At 62.7% G+C, this 19,999-nt stretch carries 19 protein-coding genes and 1 pseudogene; 19 read left to right on the top strand and 1 reads right to left on the bottom strand.

The genetic code is table 11. The features are described from left to right. The 7 genes and pseudogenes from HMPREF2886_RS34765 to crpP form a co-directional block, all read left to right on the top strand. Window positions 1-252 (top strand): annotated as a pseudogene (locus HMPREF2886_RS34765) (hypothetical protein); the annotation flags it as partial. Further along, window positions 245-442: a hypothetical protein gene (locus HMPREF2886_RS01420; RefSeq protein ID WP_023129302.1), complete on the top strand. Its 198-nt coding sequence runs from the start codon at window positions 245-247 to the stop codon at window positions 440-442. The pseudogene HMPREF2886_RS34765 and the gene HMPREF2886_RS01420, both read left to right, overlap by 8 nt. A 156-nt stretch (window positions 443-598) precedes the next feature. After that, window positions 599-1,327 (top strand): PFL_4669 family integrating conjugative element protein, encoded by a 729-nt coding sequence (locus tag HMPREF2886_RS01415; protein WP_023098073.1) that lies wholly within the window; start codon window positions 599-601, stop codon window positions 1,325-1,327. 5 nt (window positions 1,328-1,332) lie between these two features. Continuing rightward, window positions 1,333-1,866 carry a DUF3158 family protein gene (locus HMPREF2886_RS01410; RefSeq protein ID WP_033866762.1) on the top strand — a complete coding sequence of 178 codons (534 nt, stop codon included), beginning with the start codon at window positions 1,333-1,335 and terminating at the stop codon, window positions 1,864-1,866. Between the two features lie 13 nt (window positions 1,867-1,879). Then, window positions 1,880-2,368, top strand: coding sequence for a single-stranded DNA-binding protein (locus tag HMPREF2886_RS01405; protein ID WP_023102569.1), 489 nt, complete (start codon window positions 1,880-1,882; stop codon window positions 2,366-2,368). 103 nt (window positions 2,369-2,471) lie between these two features. Further along, on the top strand, window positions 2,472-2,666 hold the full coding sequence (locus HMPREF2886_RS01400) for a hypothetical protein (RefSeq protein ID WP_033866761.1): 195 nt from the start codon (window positions 2,472-2,474) through the stop codon (window positions 2,664-2,666). Window positions 2,667-2,880: 214 nt separating this feature from the next. Then, complete coding sequence (crpP, locus tag HMPREF2886_RS32555; RefSeq protein WP_071533909.1) at window positions 2,881-3,078, top strand: ICE-associated protein CrpP; 198 nt, start codon at window positions 2,881-2,883, stop codon at window positions 3,076-3,078. 16 nt (window positions 3,079-3,094) lie between these two features. Here the strand turns inward: crpP and HMPREF2886_RS01395 are convergent, their stop codons facing one another. Beyond that, on the bottom strand, window positions 3,095-3,391 hold the full coding sequence (locus tag HMPREF2886_RS01395; protein ID WP_034021223.1) for a hypothetical protein: 297 nt from the start codon (window positions 3,389-3,391) through the stop codon (window positions 3,095-3,097). Window positions 3,392-3,716: 325 nt separating this feature from the next. Here HMPREF2886_RS01395 and topA point away from each other — a divergent pair, with 325 nt between their 5' ends. From topA to pilV, 12 genes are all read left to right on the top strand, one after another. Then, window positions 3,717-5,636, top strand: coding sequence for a type I DNA topoisomerase (gene topA, locus HMPREF2886_RS01390; protein WP_034021225.1), 1,920 nt, complete (start codon window positions 3,717-3,719; stop codon window positions 5,634-5,636). 242 nt (window positions 5,637-5,878) lie between these two features. Beyond that, entirely contained in the window at window positions 5,879-7,756 is a 1,878-nt protein-coding gene (locus HMPREF2886_RS01385) for a hypothetical protein (RefSeq protein ID WP_033978937.1), read from the top strand. Further along, a complete protein-coding gene (locus tag HMPREF2886_RS01380) occupies window positions 7,753-9,732 on the top strand; it encodes a DEAD/DEAH box helicase (protein ID WP_033992408.1) in 1,980 nt (659 codons plus the stop codon). Before HMPREF2886_RS01385 ends, HMPREF2886_RS01380 begins: the two co-directional genes overlap by 4 nt. A gap of 87 nt (window positions 9,733-9,819) precedes the next feature. Next, a complete protein-coding gene (locus HMPREF2886_RS01375; RefSeq protein WP_034021229.1) occupies window positions 9,820-10,941 on the top strand; it encodes a PFGI-1 class ICE element type IV pilus protein PilL2 in 1,122 nt (373 codons plus the stop codon). Continuing rightward, a complete protein-coding gene (locus HMPREF2886_RS01370) occupies window positions 10,941-12,650 on the top strand; it encodes a PilN family type IVB pilus formation outer membrane protein (RefSeq protein ID WP_012076860.1) in 1,710 nt (569 codons plus the stop codon). Before HMPREF2886_RS01375 ends, HMPREF2886_RS01370 begins: the two co-directional genes overlap by 1 nt. Before the next feature lie 117 nt (window positions 12,651-12,767). Further along, window positions 12,768-13,979 carry a type 4b pilus protein PilO2 gene (pilO2, locus tag HMPREF2886_RS01365; protein WP_237751920.1) on the top strand — a complete coding sequence of 404 codons (1,212 nt, stop codon included), beginning with the start codon at window positions 12,768-12,770 and terminating at the stop codon, window positions 13,977-13,979. Beyond that, entirely contained in the window at window positions 13,969-14,502 is a 534-nt protein-coding gene (pilP, locus tag HMPREF2886_RS01360; protein ID WP_003099760.1) for a type IV pilus biogenesis protein PilP, read from the top strand. Before pilO2 ends, pilP begins: the two co-directional genes overlap by 11 nt. Before the next feature lie 8 nt (window positions 14,503-14,510). Then, window positions 14,511-16,091 carry a GspE/PulE family protein gene (locus HMPREF2886_RS01355; RefSeq protein ID WP_023101572.1) on the top strand — a complete coding sequence of 527 codons (1,581 nt, stop codon included), beginning with the start codon at window positions 14,511-14,513 and terminating at the stop codon, window positions 16,089-16,091. After that, window positions 16,091-17,170, top strand: coding sequence for a type II secretion system F family protein (locus HMPREF2886_RS01350; RefSeq protein WP_034021233.1), 1,080 nt, complete (start codon window positions 16,091-16,093; stop codon window positions 17,168-17,170). Before HMPREF2886_RS01355 ends, HMPREF2886_RS01350 begins: the two co-directional genes overlap by 1 nt. 21 nt (window positions 17,171-17,191) lie before the next feature. Further along, window positions 17,192-17,722: a type 4 pilus major pilin gene (locus tag HMPREF2886_RS01345; RefSeq protein WP_003099765.1), complete on the top strand. Its 531-nt coding sequence runs from the start codon at window positions 17,192-17,194 to the stop codon at window positions 17,720-17,722. After that, complete coding sequence (locus HMPREF2886_RS01340) at window positions 17,719-18,660, top strand: ATPase, T2SS/T4P/T4SS family (RefSeq protein ID WP_079386587.1); 942 nt, start codon at window positions 17,719-17,721, stop codon at window positions 18,658-18,660. Before HMPREF2886_RS01345 ends, HMPREF2886_RS01340 begins: the two co-directional genes overlap by 4 nt. 4 nt (window positions 18,661-18,664) lie before the next feature. Then, window positions 18,665-19,993 (top strand): shufflon system plasmid conjugative transfer pilus tip adhesin PilV, encoded by a 1,329-nt coding sequence (gene pilV, locus HMPREF2886_RS01335; protein ID WP_070746629.1) that lies wholly within the window; start codon window positions 18,665-18,667, stop codon window positions 19,991-19,993. Window positions 19,994-19,999 lie beyond the last annotated feature (6 nt).

Below are 19,999 nucleotides of genomic sequence, written 5' to 3'. Positions count from 1 at the left end.
CGCATCACTCTGCCAAGGATCGACCTCGGTGCCGGCGGGGAATTGGGTGTTGCCACTGGCAACACTCCACCAGGGACCAACCCCAGCGCCGGCGGCGAGCTAGGTGTTTCCACTGGAATCACTCCACCAGGAATCAACCTCGGCACCGACGGAGCGTTTGGTGTTTCGGCCCGAAACACTCTGCCAAGGATCGACCTCGGCGCCGAGGGCTACCAACTTCTCCCACTCAAGAGGAACCGAAAAGATGTGTGACTCGATCTTGTATGCCCCCATGGACGAGCTCGAATTCGAGCGGCTGCTAGGGCTGGCAACCCTATTCAACGACAACGATGAATGGCCTATCGACTTTACGGAGCTGCAGGAACTGAGCGAGCTGCTCGGCAAGCTCAAAAGTTGCGTCGACGTAGCGATAGACAACGCCCCTGAGGGGGCCAAGAGCTGAAGGAAGCCAACCTCCATAAGCCGCAAGCGGGATGATGATGAACCCGCACTGCCAGCGGAAATACCCCAGCAGCGAACCATGTATTTCCTACTGCGCGCTCCTACCCCGATCAGCACGATGTGGCCGAACCCCTTCCCTATAAAGGAACACTGCACCATGGCTGAAACCCATCGGCTTCAGATCGGCTCTCTCCGCAGCGATGTCGCCCTGACGCTTCACACCTATCACGCCGCCCGCATCTGGACAGGCCGGCAGAAGTCGGATGCCAAGCACAGCATCCTCGGCCTCTCCGGCTTCTGCGCCTACGTGAATCGCATGCACCGCGGGGCAGCACTGGACGATCCGTACTCCGACTGGTGGCTGGTTCAGATCGAAGAGAAAGTCGAGAGCTGCCAAGCCGCGCTCAAGGCCATCGACCAGCGCCTGGATGACGTCATGGCCAAGCTGCCAGCGACCCTCGATATCTCCGAGAACTTGTCCGTCACACCGGTCAAGGTCCCGTTGTTCATCTCCAACCCTCTCGGCTTCAAGGCGGTCTATCTCTTGACCAACTATGACGAGCTCGCCCGCCGAATCCTGCTGGCCCAGCACGTCGGACTGGTCGGTCGCCGCGACATGGAGGTCTGGCTCGACGAAGGCGCGTCGGTGCTGCGCAGCCTCTTTGGTCTGGCCCAGAGCTACCAGTTCTCGGGCGCCACTCGCGACGACTTCGCCGCGAACAACGCCCGCGCCGAAGCCGCGCGGAAGATGTACGAGAAGTTCGGCGAGATCCCGCAGGACATCCTGGAGGGCACCCGACGCTCGAACTTCGCTCCGCCGATCACTCGGGGCCGCTCTGACGGTGATGCCGATGATGACGCTGACCGTGTCGAGCTCGAGGACTGATCGGAATGCGGCAGCTCGATAAGGATCAGCAAGGCGCTCTGCAACAAAGTGCCTTCCGGCCACTGCAACAAAGTGCCTTCCGCTCACTGCAACAAAGTGCCTCACTAAAAGGCCTTTTAAAGCCTTTTAAAGGTAATAGGGAGCTGGCCCAGTTGGCGGAACAGTGCGAAGCCCTGGAGCAGGGACTACTGGAACTTGCCCAGGGACTGCTGGCCCAGGTTCGTCGCACGCCCTTCACTCTTCTGCCCGCCCGACTCATCGAGCAGCGCACATCCGCCCGCACCACCTTTCTTCGCTGGCAGCACATTGCAACCCGGCGGATGGGCGTCGGGGTGTGGGCGGAAATGCTGCGCCAGGACAAGACCCCGGAATACCTGCTGCAAGACCTCTACGAGATGGAGCTGCAGCGCATCACCCTCAACATGCAGATCAGCCTGATCCACTCCATCGGCAAGCAGGCCGCCGAGTGTGCGGAAAAGATGGGCCAGGCCGAGGCCGAGTTCATGGGCCGACTGCAGCAGAGCACCAACCACCACTGACTGGAGATTCATCATGGCTACCCCCGTCTTCTGGGAAGGCAACATCGGCTCGGCGCCAGAGCACCGCAGCTTCCCCAACGGCAACAATCCCCCGCGGCAGTTGCTGCGTCTCAACGTGATGTTCGACAACTCGATTCCCGATGGCCAAGGTGGCTACAAGGATCGCGGCGGCTTCTGGTGCAGCGTCGAGTGGTGGCATCAGGATGCCCAGCGTTTCGCCGAACTGTTCGCGAAAGGCATGCGCGTCAAGGTCGAAGGCCGGGCGATCATGGACCGCTGGCCCGACAAAGAGTCAGGCGAAGAAGTACAGGCGCTGAAGGTCGAAGCCTCGCGCATCTCCATCCTTCCTCATCGCCTGGCCGAGGTCACCCTGTTGCCGTCGACCAATGGACAGTCGACCCAGCATCAGCAGACTCGGCAGGTGCCGCAGCAACCTGCTCAGCAGGATGCGCACTCGCAGCAGGACTACGACAGCGCCTTCGACGACGACATCCCCATGTAGCAGGTGGCTTAATTTTTGGCCGCCCATTCGTGAAGCTGCGGGTGGCAAGCACTCCTCTACGCCGCCCGCAACCTCGACAAAGCCCCCTGCAGGAAACTTCGCCATGAACAGAAAAGATGACCAAGCAGGCTCACATTGCCCATTTCGGGATCGCGATGAGCCGTTGACCAGGCAGGCCCTCAGCGCCGACGAAATTTCAGTTCTGGAGTACATGGCGCTTATGGCGGAAGAAGATCGCGCGGCTTTCATACGGATGGCCCAAGGCATTGCCGACGCGACGGTTAAACGCCGGTCTTAATTTTCCGCGCCCACTCGTGAAGTTGCCGGTGACAAGAACCACTCTTCGCCGCCCGCAGCTTCGACAAGTATGCCAGCGACTGGAGCAACCGCAATGAACAGCTTTGCCGGCAAAATGCTGTTAAACCATCATCCTTAATTTTGGCCGCCCGTTCGTGAAGTCTCTGGTGGCAAGGACTTCCGATCCGGAAATCTCGACCAGTACGAGGTGCAGTGTGTCAAAGAAAGCGACCCATACCGACAAGCTGGACAGGCGACATTACAACGATCCCCACCGGACTGTACGGGCTCTTGGCGCTGAGGCCGCGCGGAAAGGGCTACGGGTGTTCGACTGCCCTTACAGTCATCCTGCGATGCGGGCGTCCTGGTTGAAAGGGTTTGCCCAGGAGCAGCAACAACAGCTCGACTTCTGAAGGCTGAGGTCCCTTCTCACCTCGATTCGTCCCGACGTGACCTGACTGATGGAATTTTTTCCTGCTGACCTGGAAGATCGAGCACCGGCACGGCCGAGCCGGTCGCAGTCATTACGTACTCAATCAAGCCTGGGTGAGGCTTGCCTCTTCCACTAACGTCGAAGCCGATGCTAGCAATCACCTGTTCGCCCTCGCGGTCATACAGGACAACCGATTGGCCATCCTTGAATTGGCCCCCGAAGTAGCGGGTGCCCTGCGCTGGCTTCTTGCCGGAGAGCCTTGCCCAGAGTGCTTTGATCAATGATGCGGCCATGCATGTTTTCCTCGGTTACACGATTGGGGTAATCCAATCCTCAACTCTCAAGCCGGGAACGCGGTCGAAGTAGAGCGCGTCGCCCCCTCCAGCAAGGCCAGCTCGGTCACGAGGATGCCTGTGGTATGGGTGAGATACAGCAGCATCACGTCCCGCTCAGGCATGCGGTCCGTTACGGAAGCAACGCGTATCAGGTGTCAGAATTATAACCAGGACGAAGGCACCCAGCGCGCCCGAAAACTGCAACAGCGCACCGTCCATTTCGCATTGTTGGCCCACTCACTAATCGCGACAGTTCGACCGACTGTTCCGAGAGATTCCGACGATGCACCTTGTAATCATTGAAGCCCCGGGCAAGCTGAAAAAGCTGCGGTCCCTTCTCCCCTCCATTCGTCCCGACGTGACCTGGCAGGTCGAAGCGACTGCCGGTCATATCAGAGACCTACCCGTTCACGGCCAGGATCCGCAGATGCTCACCGTCGGCGTAGGCCAGGATTTCAAACCCCACTACCAGATCCTTTCGGGCAAGGAAAAAACCGTCGCACGGCTGAAGGAGCTGCGGCAGAAAGCCGTGGAAGTCTACGTCGCATCCGACCCGGATCGGGAAGGCGAAAGCATCGGCTGGCACATACTCCAGGCTGCCGGGATCAAGAACTACAAGCGCGTTGCCTTCAAAGAGATCACCAAGTCCTGCATCAGCGCCGAACTCAGCTCGCCGCGTAGCCTGGACCTCCCGAAGGTCGCCTCGCAGGAATGCCGTCGCGTCATCGATCGCCTGGTGGGGTATCTGGTCACGCCAGAGCTGCGGCGTGTGATGGGTAGGCCAACCACCGCCGGGCGCGTGCAGTCCGTCGCTGTGTACCTGGTGGTCCTGCGAGAGCGGGAGATTCGCGCCTTCACACCAATCAAGCATTTCGGGGTGGAACTGGCCTTCGTTTCGCCCAGCGACGGCCGCACCTGGAAGGCGGAGTGGGATCCAGTGCACACGTTTGCCAGCAAGGAATTTCCGTATGTCCAGGATCGTCAACTCGCAGAACTGGTGGGGGCTATACGCAATGTGATCGTCGAGACCTGCATTGATGGCGAAGAAACCGATACGCCTCCGGCACCGTTCATCTCCTCCTCGCTCCAGATGGCCGCCGGGAATGCGCTGAAGTGGTCACCCGAAAAGACGATGAAGGTCGCCCAGCGGCTGTATGAACAGGGGCTCATCACCTACCACCGGACGGACAACCCCAATATTTCGAAGGACTCGATGCCGGATATCCGTGCTGTCGCCAAAGCCTTGGGGCTGAAGTGTGTAGAGCAACAGCGAATGTTCAAAGCGGACCAAGACGCTCAGGAAGGCCACCCCGCCATCACCCCTACCGACTGGATGGCCGCTACCGCCGGTGAAACTGCTGATGAGCAGGCGCTGTACCAGCTCATTCGAGTTCGCGCGCTTGCCAGCCAGATCGAAGCTGCCGTGTACGCAGTGAGAACCACCACCCTCCTGGGCGTCGGCCCCGACAAAAAGCCGCTGCGCTTCGGCGCCAAAGGGAAGCTGTTGAACGTGCCTGGCTGGAGAAAACTGCTGCAGGGCGATGATGCCGAGGAGCAAAAGAACGAAACGCCTTCAAGCCCCATCCCGGCGCTGGAGCCAGGCCAGATACTCAAGGTCTACAGCGGCGAGGTCCTGGAGAAGAAAACCACCCCTCCCAAACGCTTCACCGATGCCAGCCTGGTGGGCGAGATGAAGCGCCGCGGGATTGGCCGGCCATCCTCCTACGCCTCGATCGTGAAGAACATCATCGACAAGGGCCAGGTGCAGATGAAGGGCCGAAGCCTGATCCCCGGCGAGCTGGGCGAGGCCACCATAGCGCTCCTGGAGCACAACTTCAGCTTCCTCAGCCTCGACTTTACCCGCAACCTCGAGGTCGCCCTGGACCGGATCGCCAACAGCGAGGACACCTACATGAACGTGGTCCAGCAGTTCTACCAGCTCCTGCAGTCAGAGCTGCAGACGCTCCGCGCGCTCCCCAGCGCACAGGACGAACCACGCGCAAGCTCCACCGCCAATGTCTCCTCGGCGCCGACCAGCGACTACCTCTGCGGCAAGTGCGGTCTGCCCCTGGTCCACCGCAAGAAAGCCGGCAAGGGCGGCTTCGACTTCTGGGGCTGCAGCGGCTATCGCAGCACCGGCTGCAAAGTCAGCTACCCCACCAAGGACGGCCAACCTGACTTCGACAACCCGCGCGGGCTATAGGTAATTACATGAACATGCAGACCAGCACCGACAGGAACCTCAATTTCGACTTCGTGCGCAGGCAAGTCGAGCAACCGCCAGCATGGGCATCAGAGGTCCTGCTAAGGCTGAAATGTCTCATTTCAGGCTGAGCTCGCGGTCAGACCTGCAAGGAAATACAGGCCGCGTGGCCTGAACATTTTCCATCGATCCGTAGCACACCGACCGGCCACAGTGCTGCTCGCTTACAAAGGAGCAGGCGCGTGGCCCCCCTCGATAACACCTCTACTACCGAGCCTCTGCAGGATCCATCCCTGGCCTGCTATAGCGAGCGACAGCTCGCCGTAGCCAACACCTGGGCAACGCATTTCTCCCTCGCGGGGACAGCTCGAACCAAGTTCATCCATCACTACCTGCGCAGCACCTCTACAACCAGGTGCTGGTGCCTCTCCGTCGCGGCGGACAACGGTGTGCGTTACACCATCATGCGTGCAGGGCCACTGCTCCAGGTGTTCGACGGTCAACTGATCGGTGCGTGGGAGTGCAGGCCTGCCCATCGTGTCCCAGCAAGCGCACCCTCCCCAGCCGGAGCGTTGAAGCTGCTGCAGCGCCTCCAGAAGTTCGACGATGCCGTTCCTGTACTCAGCTCTTACACCCAGCGGGCGCATGGGTTGGCGACTCAGTTGGCCCGGGAGGACCTCGGCTCATACCCCAGGAGCGAGTATCCATCAGTCAGCCACAATCGCTACTACTCGCCGAGGCGCCAGTTCTACCTGAAGCAGATCGGAGCGGTCTTGCGAACCTTCAGACAGGTCCTGGACCAAAACCTGCTGTTCGCCATCCGCTCGGTTCGGTGCCTCTCGCCCCAGCTCTACAACTGGCTGGCTCAAGGCGACCAGGTGCGTAGACTACAGATGCTGAAAGCTCAGCCGATCCTTACGCCGCTCATGGTGACTTCAGAAGAGGCCGTCTGGCCTCATACCTATGACCCTGGCTACTACCACGCCCTTTCCTGTCCCTTCCCTGAGCTGGACTGTGATCGTCCGCCAAGTACAATGCCAGGCGACAACTGGCCCACCGACATGGGCCACTTTCTTGGGCGAGTAGCGGACAAGGGCATATCGGTTGGTGACTTCTTCGCCTGGTTGCTTCAGGCGCCACGGGCCTCGATTCGATTTCTTAGTCACGTCAGTCCCGGCCGTGCGGGAGGAGCTCTCTTCCATCGCAAACGGGAAGGCCAATATTCGGGATGGCATGCTCTCCTACTGGCTGCATCGCTAGGTAACCGGCGGCCGATCACTCGCGCTCAATGGACAGCATTCTATGCCGCCTACAATGCGATCCCCTGGCAAATTCACAATGCCAAGCCCGACTACAACCGTCTCTTCAACGGCTGCCCGTCGGACTGGCAGGATCCGGCATGGCTTGCAATCACTGCACGCCTGAGAGACATCAAGGAGTTCTATACCGCCCTCGACCAGGGGAACTCACAGGTTGTTCGGCAGGCGCGTAGCGTCCTGCAAGCGTATCTGGGTCATTGTACCTACCGACAGGCTGGCAACCTGGTGGACGACTACCACCAGGTCCAGAGGGAACTGCGCGCAACAGTACAGAGCAGCCTGCCCGATCTGGTCGACACCGACGAGTACACCACCTGGGAGGGAATGCTGCCTGTCGGCCTTATCGATTGCCCCAATGGCCTGCAGATCGTCGAGCTCCGCTGCCCTGCCGACCTCTATGCCGAACATATCGCGCTGGCCCATTGCATCGATAGCTACGACCAGGCCGCCTATCGAGGAGACTGCCGACTGCTCTCAGTACGTGAGGCTGGCCGTCCACTGGCCTCTGCCGAATTGGAGCTCAGGCGTGAACATGGCGAGCCTCTAGGTAGGCCCTGGAATCCCCAGCACCTTTCCACGGTGCAATTGCGCGAATTCGATAATGCCCCCGTGCCGGCCGACTCCCCTGCCGGCCAAGCATACCGCTGGTTCATGGAACGGATTCGCTCTGGAGCCATAGCGACGAACCTGAACTGGCCCGACATGACCGTCCACATGACGCGCTTCGCCGATGGTCGCTGGAAGGCGGGCCTCGCCGAAGCCACGGCGAAGTGGCTGCTCACTCGGTTGGAAAACCGATGAGCCGTCCACGCCTGGTCAACCGTACCTCCGCGACTCCTTCGACGCTTCTGCAACGGGCTATCTTCGACGGCTACGACTTCGGCTTGAAGATCCCCTACATCGCAGGCAGCAACCGCGCGCTGCTGGAACTGTCCGGCTTCTTCATCAGCGCCCGGGAGCATCCGTTGCACCGCTACTGGCGGGTCCCCAAGGGCAAGTTGCTGCCCGAACTGGACTCGCTGTACAACCGACTCGCCGAGCTCGCTGGAGGCCTCCACTCACAGTCCTGGCGGGACTTCAGCGGCATGGTCGAATCTGCACAGGCCTCGCTTGACCGACAGGCCTTCACCTGGGGTTTGCTGCTGCGCATCGCGCCGCTGGCCGAGGGCGGCGTCTTGCTGTCAGGCGAGTTCCATCCCGGTGTGGTGGCGGTGGCTCGGCGGATGCGCGGGGTGTTCCTGCGCCCATCGAGCTCCTGGCGCATCGACGCCACACCTGAGCTGCTTCGCAGCAACCTGATCCTTGAGCTTGGCCTCGCCGAGGAACAATTCGAGATCCTGGATACCGTCCAGGAGCTGCTCAGCGACGGTAGCTTCGCGCCGGCGACCGAGCTGCCCAGCATGAGCATCGGCGGTCCACAGCAGGAACCGGCAGCGCCATCCCTGGAGGACGAGTCAGCCTGTGACATCTACCTCGCCGCGGTGCCAGAGATCGAGCGCACCGAGTACAGCTCGGCTGATATCGAGGCGGCGCTTCAGGGCTACTCGCTACTGGCCCACCAGCCTGTCGGCATCGCTCACCTGCTGCAGAGAACCAGCGCCCTGTTGGCCGACGACATGGGATTGGGCAAGACCCGCCAGGCGGTCATCGCCGCTTCGATCCGAGCGGCGGGCAGACCAATTCTGGTCATCACCCTGGCCACCCTGTTGATCAATTGGCAGCGCGAAATCCAGCAGGTCTATCCCTCGGCCACCGTGGCCATCCAGCAGGACAACCCAGAGGCGCAGTGGATCCTGGTCAACTACGAGCAGTTGAGCCCCTTCGTCGCCAACGCTTCGCGCTTCGCCGTGATGGTCATCGACGAGGCGCAGCGGATGAAGGAACCCACGGCGCAATGCACGCGGCACGGTTTCGACATTGCCGCCCAAGTGCCGAACCGCTACCTGCTTACCGGCACGCCAGTGCTCAACCGTGAAACCGAGCTGCACACCCTGCTTCGCCTCTCAGGCCACCCCATCGGCCAACTGCCGCTGAAAGAGTTCTGCGACCGTTTCGCCGGCAACCCGGAGTTCCGCCAGAGTCTGCGGGCGGAGCTGGGTGACTGGATGCTGCGCAGGCGCAAAGATGTGCTGCCCAGCCTCAAGGGCAAGCAGCGGCAGTTGCTGAAGGTGGCCCTCTCCACCGAGGAACGCCAGCAATACGACTTGCTGCGTCTCGAAGACCGACCGGTCTTCGCGCGACTCGGCGCGCTGCGGCGTTACTTGGAAACGGTGAAGGTTCGCGTGGCGATGGACCTGTTGAGCGAGCTCGACGCCGAGGACAAGGTGATCCTGTTCTGCGAGTTCAAGCCGACCGTGGCTGCGCTGAAGGAACTCTGCGAGCAGGCCGGGCCCGGGCACGGCTGCGTCACGCTGGTGGGCAATGACTCGCTCACCAAACGGCAGAAAGCGATCGATCGCTTCCAGCAGGATCCCGACTGCCGGGTGTTCATCTGCACCACGGCGGCCGCCGGGACGGGCAACAACCTCACTGCGGCGAACTACGTGTTTTTCCTCGGTCTGCCCTGGACTCCCGGTCAGCAGGAACAAGCCGAGGACCGCGCGTACCGCAACGGCCAGCTCCGCATGGTGGTGGTGAAGATCCCACTGGTCGAGGGCACGATCGACGAGCAGCTGTGGCAACTGCTCAACGCGAAACGCCAGGTCGCCCAGGACCTCATCGAGCCAGAGCAGGTTGACGGAAACCGTGCGCTTTTAGCCGCAAGCCTAACTGGATAAAAAAGCCCTGGCCTTCCGCCGAGTATTTCCTGCTGAGGCATGCCGATTGGCCTGCCATTGTGTGCCCCATCATCAAAGGGGGCCTCAATGACCAGGCAGTTGACCACTCTCACGCTGTGCCTGCTGCTCGCCAGCTGCACGACCCACAAGGCTGTGCCGGCCAGGCCCGCCTTCGACAGCAGCCGCAATCCAGACCTGCTCTCACCGGACCTGTACCCGAATGGCGTACAACCGGAGAAGGAGCCCGTCGTGCGCTACGGGCGCTACACCCTGGTCAGCACCCAGCCGGACGCTGGCCAGCGCGACCTGATGGCACAGATCATCGACGTGACCATCCCGTCGAGCATGAACCCGAGTGTCAAGGACGCCATGCAGTACGTGATGAGCCGCTCGGGTTACTCGCTGTGCCCGGCAGAGGCCAGTCATGTGAACATCCTCTACACCCGGCCGCTGCCGGCAGCTCAGTACAAGCTCGGCCCCATGACCCTGCGCAACACCCTCCAAGTCCTCTCCGGCCCTGCCTGGCAGGTGAAGGTCGACGAAGTGGCGCGGCAGGTCTGCTTCGTACTGCGCCCGGGCTATCAACTTCCCCCGGCGCCGAGGCCGAAACCGGTCCAGCAACTGTATGCGAAGCCCGCTGCCCCAACTCCAGCGGCGGTAGCGCAACCCTCCTCCACGGAAAAAGTCAGCACGCTGGAGTCGCCCGTCGTGGTCGCCTCGGTGCCAACGCCGACGCCGATCACAACCAGCCCCGCTCCGACCAAGAAGCCTGAATCCACCACTGCGTTCCCCCCAGCAGCACCGGCCAAGGATGGCCACCCCTCTTCTCCTCCCGCGGCTTCGGCACCGATCAAGCCCTTGGCTTCCGCCGTGAAGTCCATGCCGCCCACTCCGGCCGTGGCTTCCGCCCCTCCGGTCAAGGTGCTCACGCCGGCGGAGCCGAGCCGGCAGTTGGCACAGTCCTGGTCAGCCGAGACGGGATCAACACTGCGCGACACCTTGGAAGCCTGGGCCAAGCGCGCACGCTGGACCGTCCGCTGGGAGCCGCAGGATCTCAACTATCCGATCGAAGCTCCTCTGACTTTCCACGGCTCCTTCGAGGACGCGGTATCCGAGCTGTTCCCGCTGTATGACGCTGCCGAACGTCCCTTCCTGGTGAACGCCAGCCGGCCGCAGTCCCTGATCATCATCAAGGAGCGCAAGAACTGATGCGTGCCCCCCTGAAGAACCTCTTGCCTTGCCTCCTGATCCCCGCGCTGGCCAGTTGCTCGGTCGCACGGGTGAACGAGTCGGCGGATCGTGTCGAAGCTACGGCAGATTCCGCGTCGACGATCGCAGCACAGATGCGCAACACCCGACCGGATCGCCGCGATACGGTGGTGTTCTCCGACAAACCCTGGGTCAGCACGAAGCCCTTGAGCGTTTCGCACACCTTGTCCAGTGACTGCATCGTGACGTGGCGCCCTGCAGGCGCAGCGTCGCTGCAGGAGGCCGCCCAGGAAGTCATCAACCAATGCCACCTGGCGGTCAGTATCACGCCCGACGCGCTGAACCCGGCCGCTTTTGCCCTGCAACCTCAGCAGCGCGCGAGCAACGCCCCGCCGCCCATCCAAGGCGGCCAGGACATGGCCACCATGCTGTTTCCTGCCTCCGTCGCCAACGGCATGTCCCTAGGTGCCGGCGGCAGCATGGGGTCGAGCTTCGGGTCCTACGGCCCGCGGTCGCTGTACAACATCAAATGGAACGGCAAGGTCAGCGGATTCCTCGATCTCATCGCCGCCCGCGCCGGCGTGTCCTGGCGCTACAACCCAACCGAGAAACGGGTCGAGTTCTACTACCTGGACACTCGGACCTTCCGCATCTACGCCTTCGACGACGTCAATACGGTGGACTCCACCGTGCGTTCTGGTATGACGACGGCCGCCGGCATCAGCGGGGATGGCTCCGGATCCACTGGGCAGAATGGCAGCTCCGGCATCAGCGGCGACTCCGGCAGCAAGCAGACAACCAGCTCTGAGCTGAAGACCTCGATCCTCAGCGACATAGAAAACAGCATCAACTCGATGCTGACGCCGAGCATGGGACGCATGTCGCTGTCGCGTGCCACGGGCACCCTGACCGTTACCGACCGTCCAGAGGTCCTCAACCGTGTCCAGCAGCTGGTCAACCGGGAGAACGAGAGCATCACCAAGCAGGTGCTGCTGAACGTCAACGTGCTCTCGGTCGCCCTGACCGACAAGGATCAACTGGGGATCGACTGGAACCTGGTCTACAAGTCGCTCAACAACAAGTGGGGCATCGGCCTGAAGAACACCATGCCGGGCATCGATCAAAGCGCGATCTCCGGCTCCGTGAGCATCCTGGATACCGCCAACAGTGCCTGGGCAGGATCCAAGGCCATGGTCCAGGCGCTGGCCCAGCAGGGTCGCGTCTCGACCGTCCGCTCCCCGTCCGTGACCACGCTCAACCTCCAGTCGGCGCCGATCCAGATCGGCCGCTACGACAGCTACCTGGCCTCCAGCCAGATCTCCAACGTCGCCCAGGTCGGCAGTACCACCTCGCTGATCCCGGGCGCCGTGACCAGCGGCTACAACATGAGCCTGCTGCCGTTCGTGATGGAAAGCGGCGAGATGCTGCTGAAGATCAACATCAACATGACCTCCCGGCCGACGTTCGAAATGCAGACCAGCGGGGACTCCAAAGCCCAGTTCCCGAGCTACGACATCCAGCTGTTCGACCAGAAGGTACGCCTGCGCAGCGGCGAGACCTTGGTGCTCTCCGGCTTCGACCAGACTACCGAGGACACCAACAAGGTCGGCACCGGCGACGCCGGATTCTTCGGCCTTGGCGGCGGGCTGACCCGCAATACCAAACGCGAGGTCATCGTGGTGCTGATCACCCCCGTCGTGCTGGGCTGAACCATGGAGAAGCCTGACATCGGTAGCCGTGGACCAGACGTCTCGATCCTGAGCTACCACGGCAACAAGTTCGTCAGCGGCCTGTTCTGGCGGCCGCTGTCCAGCCAGCGGCAGTACATGAAGGAAGCGCGCAAGCTGGGCAAGGAAGAGCATCTGGACATCGTTGCCATCCGCCATTCGCCGACGGTGATCCAGGCCGGCTTCGTTTCGAAGTCACAAGGCGCAGTCAAGGGCATGTACTCCCTGGCCTCAGCGCTTTCAGGCCAGTTCGAAGGCGACTTCCTGGCCTGCTGGAAGGTCGACGAGGACCGCTACGCACTGGTCGCCACGCTCGATGGTGCGATCGTCCCCGGCCAGGACCTGGTCACTACCTTCGACGAAGCCAGGGACCGGATCAGGAAGCTCTCTACGCGCGGCGTGCTTCGAAACGCACAGGTCTTCGTTCCCGAAGGATTCGATTTCCCCGTCAAGGACTTCGACATCGAGGAACTGCTCGCGCCGAAGCGCCTGCGGCGCGACTACCGCCTCCGGCAACTCACCTTCGGCTTGTCCGCCAGGGAGTGGACGGCAGTGGCCCTGCTTGGTTGCTTGGTAGGCGGGTCGCTAACCGCCTACTACCTATGGAATGCCCACCAGCAAGAGCTCGCCAGACAAGCCGCGCTCCTCGAGGAGCAGAGGCGCCTCGCCGAGCTGGCCGAGAAGAACGCCCAGGCCAAGCAGCCGCTGGACCTGGCGTCATTGCAGAAGCCTTGGACGCTCATGCCTGACCTCGAGGACATGCTACGCGCCTGTAGCAAGGCAACGGGGGTACTGTCGCTGTCGATCCAGGGCTGGCTCTTCGAATCCAGCAAGTGCGACGGCAGGGTCCTGGTCGCCACCTACCACCGTACCGGCAACAGCACGGCAGCCGACCTGACAGCGGCCAGCCAGCACCTGTTCGCTGACCGCCCCGCCTTCGTCATCGACAACGGCAACACCGCGGCCCTGAAGGTCGACCTGAAAGTCGCCATCGGTAGCGATGAGCCGCTGCAGCCAGCCGACGACGTGCTGCAGGCGCTCACCAGCCACCTGTACCGTCAAGGGGTCGAGCCCAAGCTGTCGATCAGCCAGGAAACAACTCCGCCCCTTCCTGGCGCGGAAGCGGCGACGGAGCAGCAAGTGGTGTTGCCCTCCTGGAAGAAATTCACCTTCAGCGCCCAGACCAGGCTCCCGGCAGACCTGACCTTCCAGGGGCTGCCCGCCGCCGGGGTCCGCATCACCAACCTCGAAACCACGCTCAAGGACAGCCAGTTGGACTGGACTGTCACAGGAGAAATCTATGCGAACTGAGCCGATCGGCATGGCCGTGGCCGTGCTCTTCCTCCTCGCGTCCGGCCAGGCCTGCGCCGGCACCGTTGGCGAACTGGCGGAGATCCAGGCCCAGGCCATCCTCACCGAGGCCAAGGTGCGTCTGGCCACGGCGCAGCGGCAACTGGAGGGCAAAGGCGAAACCGGCCAGGTCGTCAGCGCCCAGGGGCAGACGTTCGCCATGCCGGTGCCGGCGGCGGCGCCGACGATCACGCAGCCGGTTCCGCCGGTGGTGCGGACCATCTACGGCGCCGGCGGCAAGATGACTGCCACATTCTTGTTCCCGGGCGGGTACGAGGTGGACGCCGCCAGCGGCGCGGAGCTGCCGGGCAACTACCGCGTCGAGTCGATTTCCCTGGACCAGGTCGTACTCACCGACAAGGACGGCAACCGCGTGCCCGTGGGCTTCTCCAGCGTTGCCCCGACCCAAGCCGCCTCCTCGGCCCAAGGCGCCTCCGTTCCGCCGGCGCTGCCCGGGGCGGTACCGCAGCCGTTCATCCAGTAGGTACCGCCATGACGAACCTTCAAATTGCCGCGCTTGTACAGCCCTCCATGGTGACCCAACTGCTCACCGCCGACGGTGGCGAGTGGGAGGTCTCGAAGCACCTGCAGGAGATCATGGCCCTGGCCGCCGACGGCACGCTCTATCTATCGGAGAGCCACCAGAACGACATTCACGTTCTGTCGTTCATCGACCGTCTCGATCGCCGTGGCTTCCGATACCAGCTCAACCTCACCGACCTGCAGACCATTCACCAGCTCTACCGCGCCGTCGCCATGGACGGCCTGGTCGATAGCGATGGCCAGCGCGCCACCCAGATGCAGGAGCGCGTGGTCAAGATCATTCGTAAGGCCACTGAGCTGCGCGCCAGTGACGTGCATTTCGTCGTGAGTCCCGCCGGCACCGGCAGCAAGATCCGTTTCCGCGTCGACGGCCTGCTGAAGACCGTCGAGCAGTACCGCAGCCAGGAACTGCACGAACTTTGCGCAACCATCTACCAGTCCATGTGCGACGTGGCCGAGCCGCTTTTCAAGCCGCAACTTGACCAGGACGCGCGGATGAGCCAGGCCTTCGTCGAGAAGCTGAACCTGTTCGGCGCCCGGATCGCGACCCGCCCGCGCGCCGGTGGGTTCCTGATGATCCTGCGGCTGCTCTACGACGATACCGGCCTCGACAGCCTGGAGCAGCTCGGCTACCTGCCCGAGCAGAACGCGCTGTTCGATCGCATGATGCGCATGCCTTACGGCATCAACATCCTGTCCGGCCCCACCGGATCAGGGAAGTCGATGACATTGAAGGTCACCATGGAAGGACTCGATAAGCTGCATGGCGGATCCAAGCATATCCTGACCATCGAGGATCCACCGGAATACCGCATTCGCGGCGAAGGCATCAACCAGACCCCACTGGTCTATGACGCCACTGACCCAGACGCAGAACGCCAGGCCTGGGCCGCAGGCATCGCAAACGGCATGCGCCTGGATCCGGACTACATGATGATCGGCGAAGTGCGCGACCTCTTCGCCGCTGTCGCCGCCTTCCGTGGCGCGATGACCGGGCACGGCCTATGGTCGACCCTGCACACCAACAGCGCGATCGGCATTGTCCAGCGCCTCAAGGACCTGGGCGTCGACCCCGGCTTGCTGTTCGATCCGGCCCTGCTGACCGGCCTGATCAACCAGAGCCTGCTGCCCAAGCTCTGCCCCCACTGCAAAGTGCGCTTCCAAGACCACCAAGACCAGCTCGCGCCCGATCTGGTCGAACGGGTCCAGCGCTTGACCGATGTTTCCCAGGTGTACGTCAAGGGGCCTGGCTGCCAGGCCTGCCGTGGCTCCGGGGTCAACGGCCGCTCGATCGTCGCCGAGGTGGTGCTGCCCACCCTGGCCTTCATGCGTGTGTTCGCCAAAGGCGGCCCAGCCGAGGCACGCAACTACTGGGTCAAGACCATGCAGGGCATCACCAAGCACGCCCACGCCATCCGCCGCATCAACGAGGGCATGTTCGACCCGCAGATGGTCGAGGATTTCATTGGGCCACTCGACTTCGATGAGCATCTGCTCGACGACAGCTTCTACTCGCAGGAGGCGTGCTGATGGGGGGCTTCTGGGAGCAGTTGCAGTTCGCCTTCTACAGCAAGCAGTTCGGCCGCAAGGAACGCCTGCAGTTCTACGAAAGCATGTCCACCCTGCTCGAAAACGGGGTCCCGCTGAAGGACGCTGTGGCAGAGGTACACAAGATCTTCGCTCATGAGGGACAGCATCCGTTTCATCCGGTGGCCATCGCCAGTCGCGAAGCGCTGATGGGGCTGTCCAACGGCAAGCGTCTGGCCACCGCCATGGTGCTCTATCTGCCCGCCCAGGAGCGAGCGCTGATCGAGGCCGGCGAGATGAGCGGCAACCTGGTTCAGGCCATGGGCGATGCCGTCTCCCTGGTCGAGGCCCAGGCCAGGATCCGCGCCACCATCTGGCAGGCGCTGCTCTATCCCTCGGCGCTGTCCGCCATGATGGTGTTCCTGCTGTGCATCGTGGCCTATCGCATGGTCCCCAGCCTGGCCAGGCTCTCCGACCCAGTCACGTGGACCGGCCCGCTCGCCACGCTCAACGCCATTGCCAGCTTCGTCACAGGACCTGGTATCTACGTTCTGGTCGCCGTCATCACCCTCACGGTGGTGGTCATCGTCACGTTGCCGACCTACCGCTGGAAAGGCCGGGTCTGGCTGGACCGGATGCTGCCGCCCTGGTCCATCTACCGCATGCTCCAGGGCACCACCTTCCTGCTGAACATGGCGGTCATGCTCAACGCCGGCATACGCCCCTACGACAGCCTGGCCAGCATGATCAAGATCTCCCCGCCCTGGCTGAAGCAGCGCTTGGAAGCTGCCCGCTACGGCGTGGGCCTGGGCCAGAACCTGGGAGTCGCCCTTCGCAGCGCCGGTCACGATTTCCCCGACCGACAGGCCATCCAATACCTGTGCATCCTCGCCAACCGGGGAGGCTTCTCCGAAGCGCTGGTCAAGTTCAGCCGCCGCTGGCAGGAGACCAGCCTCAAGCAGATCGAGCTGGCCGCCGGGCTGGTGAAGAACTTCGCCCTGATCTTCATCGGCGCGCTGATGATCCTGGTCCTGCTCGGCGCCTACCAGGCACAGCAGCTCATCCAATCCATGAACCACTGAAACCTCACCAAGGAGCGCTCCATGAGCACTACGCAACGCACTTCCCGTCCGACGCAGGGCGGTTTCGTTTCCATCGAGATGATCATCGTGCTGATCATCATCGCCATCGGAGTCGGCCTGGGGCTGGCCGCAGCGGCAGGGATGTTCAGTTCGTCCAACGCCAACGAGGAACAGCGCAACATCAGCGTCATTGCGGCCAACGCACGCGCCCTGAAGACCTCTTCGGGCTACGGCTCCAGCGGTACCAACCTGATCCCGAGCCTGATCGCAATCAACGGCGTGCCGAAGAACATGAGTGTCTCCTCCGGCGTCGTCTACAACGTCTACGGCGGATCGGTCACTGTCTCGTCTACCGGCATGGGCTTCTCGATCACCACCAGCAAGTTGCCCCAGGACGCCTGTATCACGCTGGCCACCAAGATCGCGAAGAACACATTCGAGCAGACCAAGATCAACAGCGGATCCGCGATCACTGGTGAAGTGACCACCGCAGCGGCGACCCAGGCCTGCAGCAGCGACAGCAACAGCATTACCTGGACCTACAGTTCGTGAGTGTGAACCCGATCATCCAGGCTCAGTTCGTCGACCTTTACCTCGGTGAAGGCTTCGCCGACGTGAAGGGCCTGGCCGGCGCCGGCGCGCGCCGAGTCGAGGTGCCTCGCGAGTGGGAGTCGCACGCCCAGGAACTGCTCCAGCACTGCAGGCAAACGCTGGAGGAGCTGCAGGATCCTGAGTTCGCCATCGTCGTCGACGGCGTTCTGCTTCGCGTCACCCTCCTCGAGGACGCGTTCAGTGGCAGCGTATTCGTGCTGCGCCGGTCGACCGCCCAATTGCGGGAGTTCCAAGAGATCGGCTATCCGAGCGAAGTGGTTTCCGCGCTGATGGATCCGCAGCTGCAGGGCCTGGTCCTGTTCTGCGGCGAGATGGCGACAGGCAAGAGCAGCTCCGCCGCCTCTCTGCTCCTGGCCCGCCTGCAGGAGCTGGGCGGGGTGGGCTGCGCCGTCGAGGACCCGCAGGAAACCAACCTCAGCGGTCAACATGGGCTCGGCCGCTGCATCCAGGTCAGAACCTCACGGCGCTCAGGCGGATACAGCGAGGCTCTGCTGCGCACGCTGCGGGCCGGCGCCGACCTGGTGCTGATTGGCGAGATCCGCGACGAGGACACCGCCTACCAGGCCTGCAAGGCCTCTCTGACCGGCAGCCTGGTGATCGCCACCATTCACGCGAAAAGCTGTCATCAGGCGATCGAGCGCCTGGTGACGCTCGCCCAGCCACTGGCGAGAAACGCCTACGACGTGGTTGCCGAAGGCATCCAAGCGGTGATCTGCCAAGCGCTGGAGAGCGATGGTTCTTCGCGCCGCCTGACCGCCGAGCCACTGCTGTTCACCGGCGACGACGGCCCGTCCATGCGCGACAAGATCCGCCGAAAGGAGGCTCATCTCCTGCAGGACGACCAAGCTCGCCAGTCCCGGCAAAGCCTGTGGAGATAACACCATGAGGAGTAAGCGCAGCAGTGGATTCATCTCGATCGAACTGATGATCGCCCTGGTCGTGATCGCCATCGCGACCGCCGGCGGCATATCGGTCCTGATGAGCTACCTGGACGGCCTGGACGAGCAGCACGCGGCCCAGCAGCAACAGCAGGTGGCCAAGGCAGCGGAGAAGTACCTGAAGGACAACTTCAGCACGGTTCTGGCCAGCGCCGGCGCCACGGCCCCGGCGGTGATCACCGTCCCAATGTTGCGCAATACCCGTTACCTGCCCGCAGGCTTCCGCGACACCAACATCTACGGCCAGCAATACCAGGTACTGGCCCGCAAGCCGGCGGCCAACCAGCTCGAAACGCTGATCGTGACCACAGGTGGACAGGTAGCTTCCGAACTCTCGATCCGCCGGATCGCGCAGCTCATGGGATCCACCGGGGGCTACATCTCGAAAACCAACACCAATATCGCCCAGGGCGCCGCCTGGCAGGTGGCCTTGAGCAATTTCGGTAGCGCTCCCGGCGCTGGACACCTGGCGACGGCGCTGTTCTTCCAGGACGGCGCCATTGCCAACGAGTACCTTTACCGCAATGCCGTCCCGGGTCATCCCGAACTCAACCGGATGAATACCACGCTGGACATGGGAGGCAACAATATCGCCGCGGCCGGGGCGATCACGGCCAGCGGCAACATCACCACCAGCTCGGACATCAGCGCGCGCAACGTGACAGCCACTGGCACGGTGAAAGCCGGCACTGCTGACGTCGCCGGCGAGACTTACACCGGAGGCTGGTTCAGGACCCGTGGTGACACGGGCTGGTACAACGAGAAGTGGGGCGGCGGCTGGTACATGAGCGACAGCACCTGGGTGCGCTCCTGGATGAACAAGAACGTCTACACCGGCGGCGAGATGAAGGCGGGCAAACTCACCGCCGAGGGCCGGACGGAAGTCGGCGAATACCTGCAGCTCAAAGGCGTGGCCGCCGAAGGGGCCGACTGCTCGCCGAACGGGCTCGCCGGCATTACCAGCACCGGACTCTGGTTGTCCTGCCAGAACGGAAAGTGGGGGCGAACCGCCGCCTCCATGCGCATGAATACCACTGCGGGCGTGATCAAGGACTGGTGTACGTTGCACGGCCAGGACAGCGGCATGATGTACTACGACTATGTCCGCTACGCGATCACCTGCGGCGGCCGATTCTGCGCGGTGGGCTTCAACCAGACCTTTGGCACCAACTACTCGTTCGGCCTGATCACCGAGATCGGCCCGGGCTTCAACTATCCGGAGCCCTACAAAACCCCCGACTCGACCAACGTCACCGTTACCTGCGTGAACTAGCAGGTC

This window comes from Pseudomonas sp. HMSC066A08 (genome assembly GCF_001813025.1).
Lineage (GTDB): Bacteria > Pseudomonadota > Gammaproteobacteria > Pseudomonadales > Pseudomonadaceae > Pseudomonas > Pseudomonas aeruginosa.
Note: the sequence above shows the minus strand (reverse complement) of the source record. Positions and strands in the feature narration are given on the sequence as shown.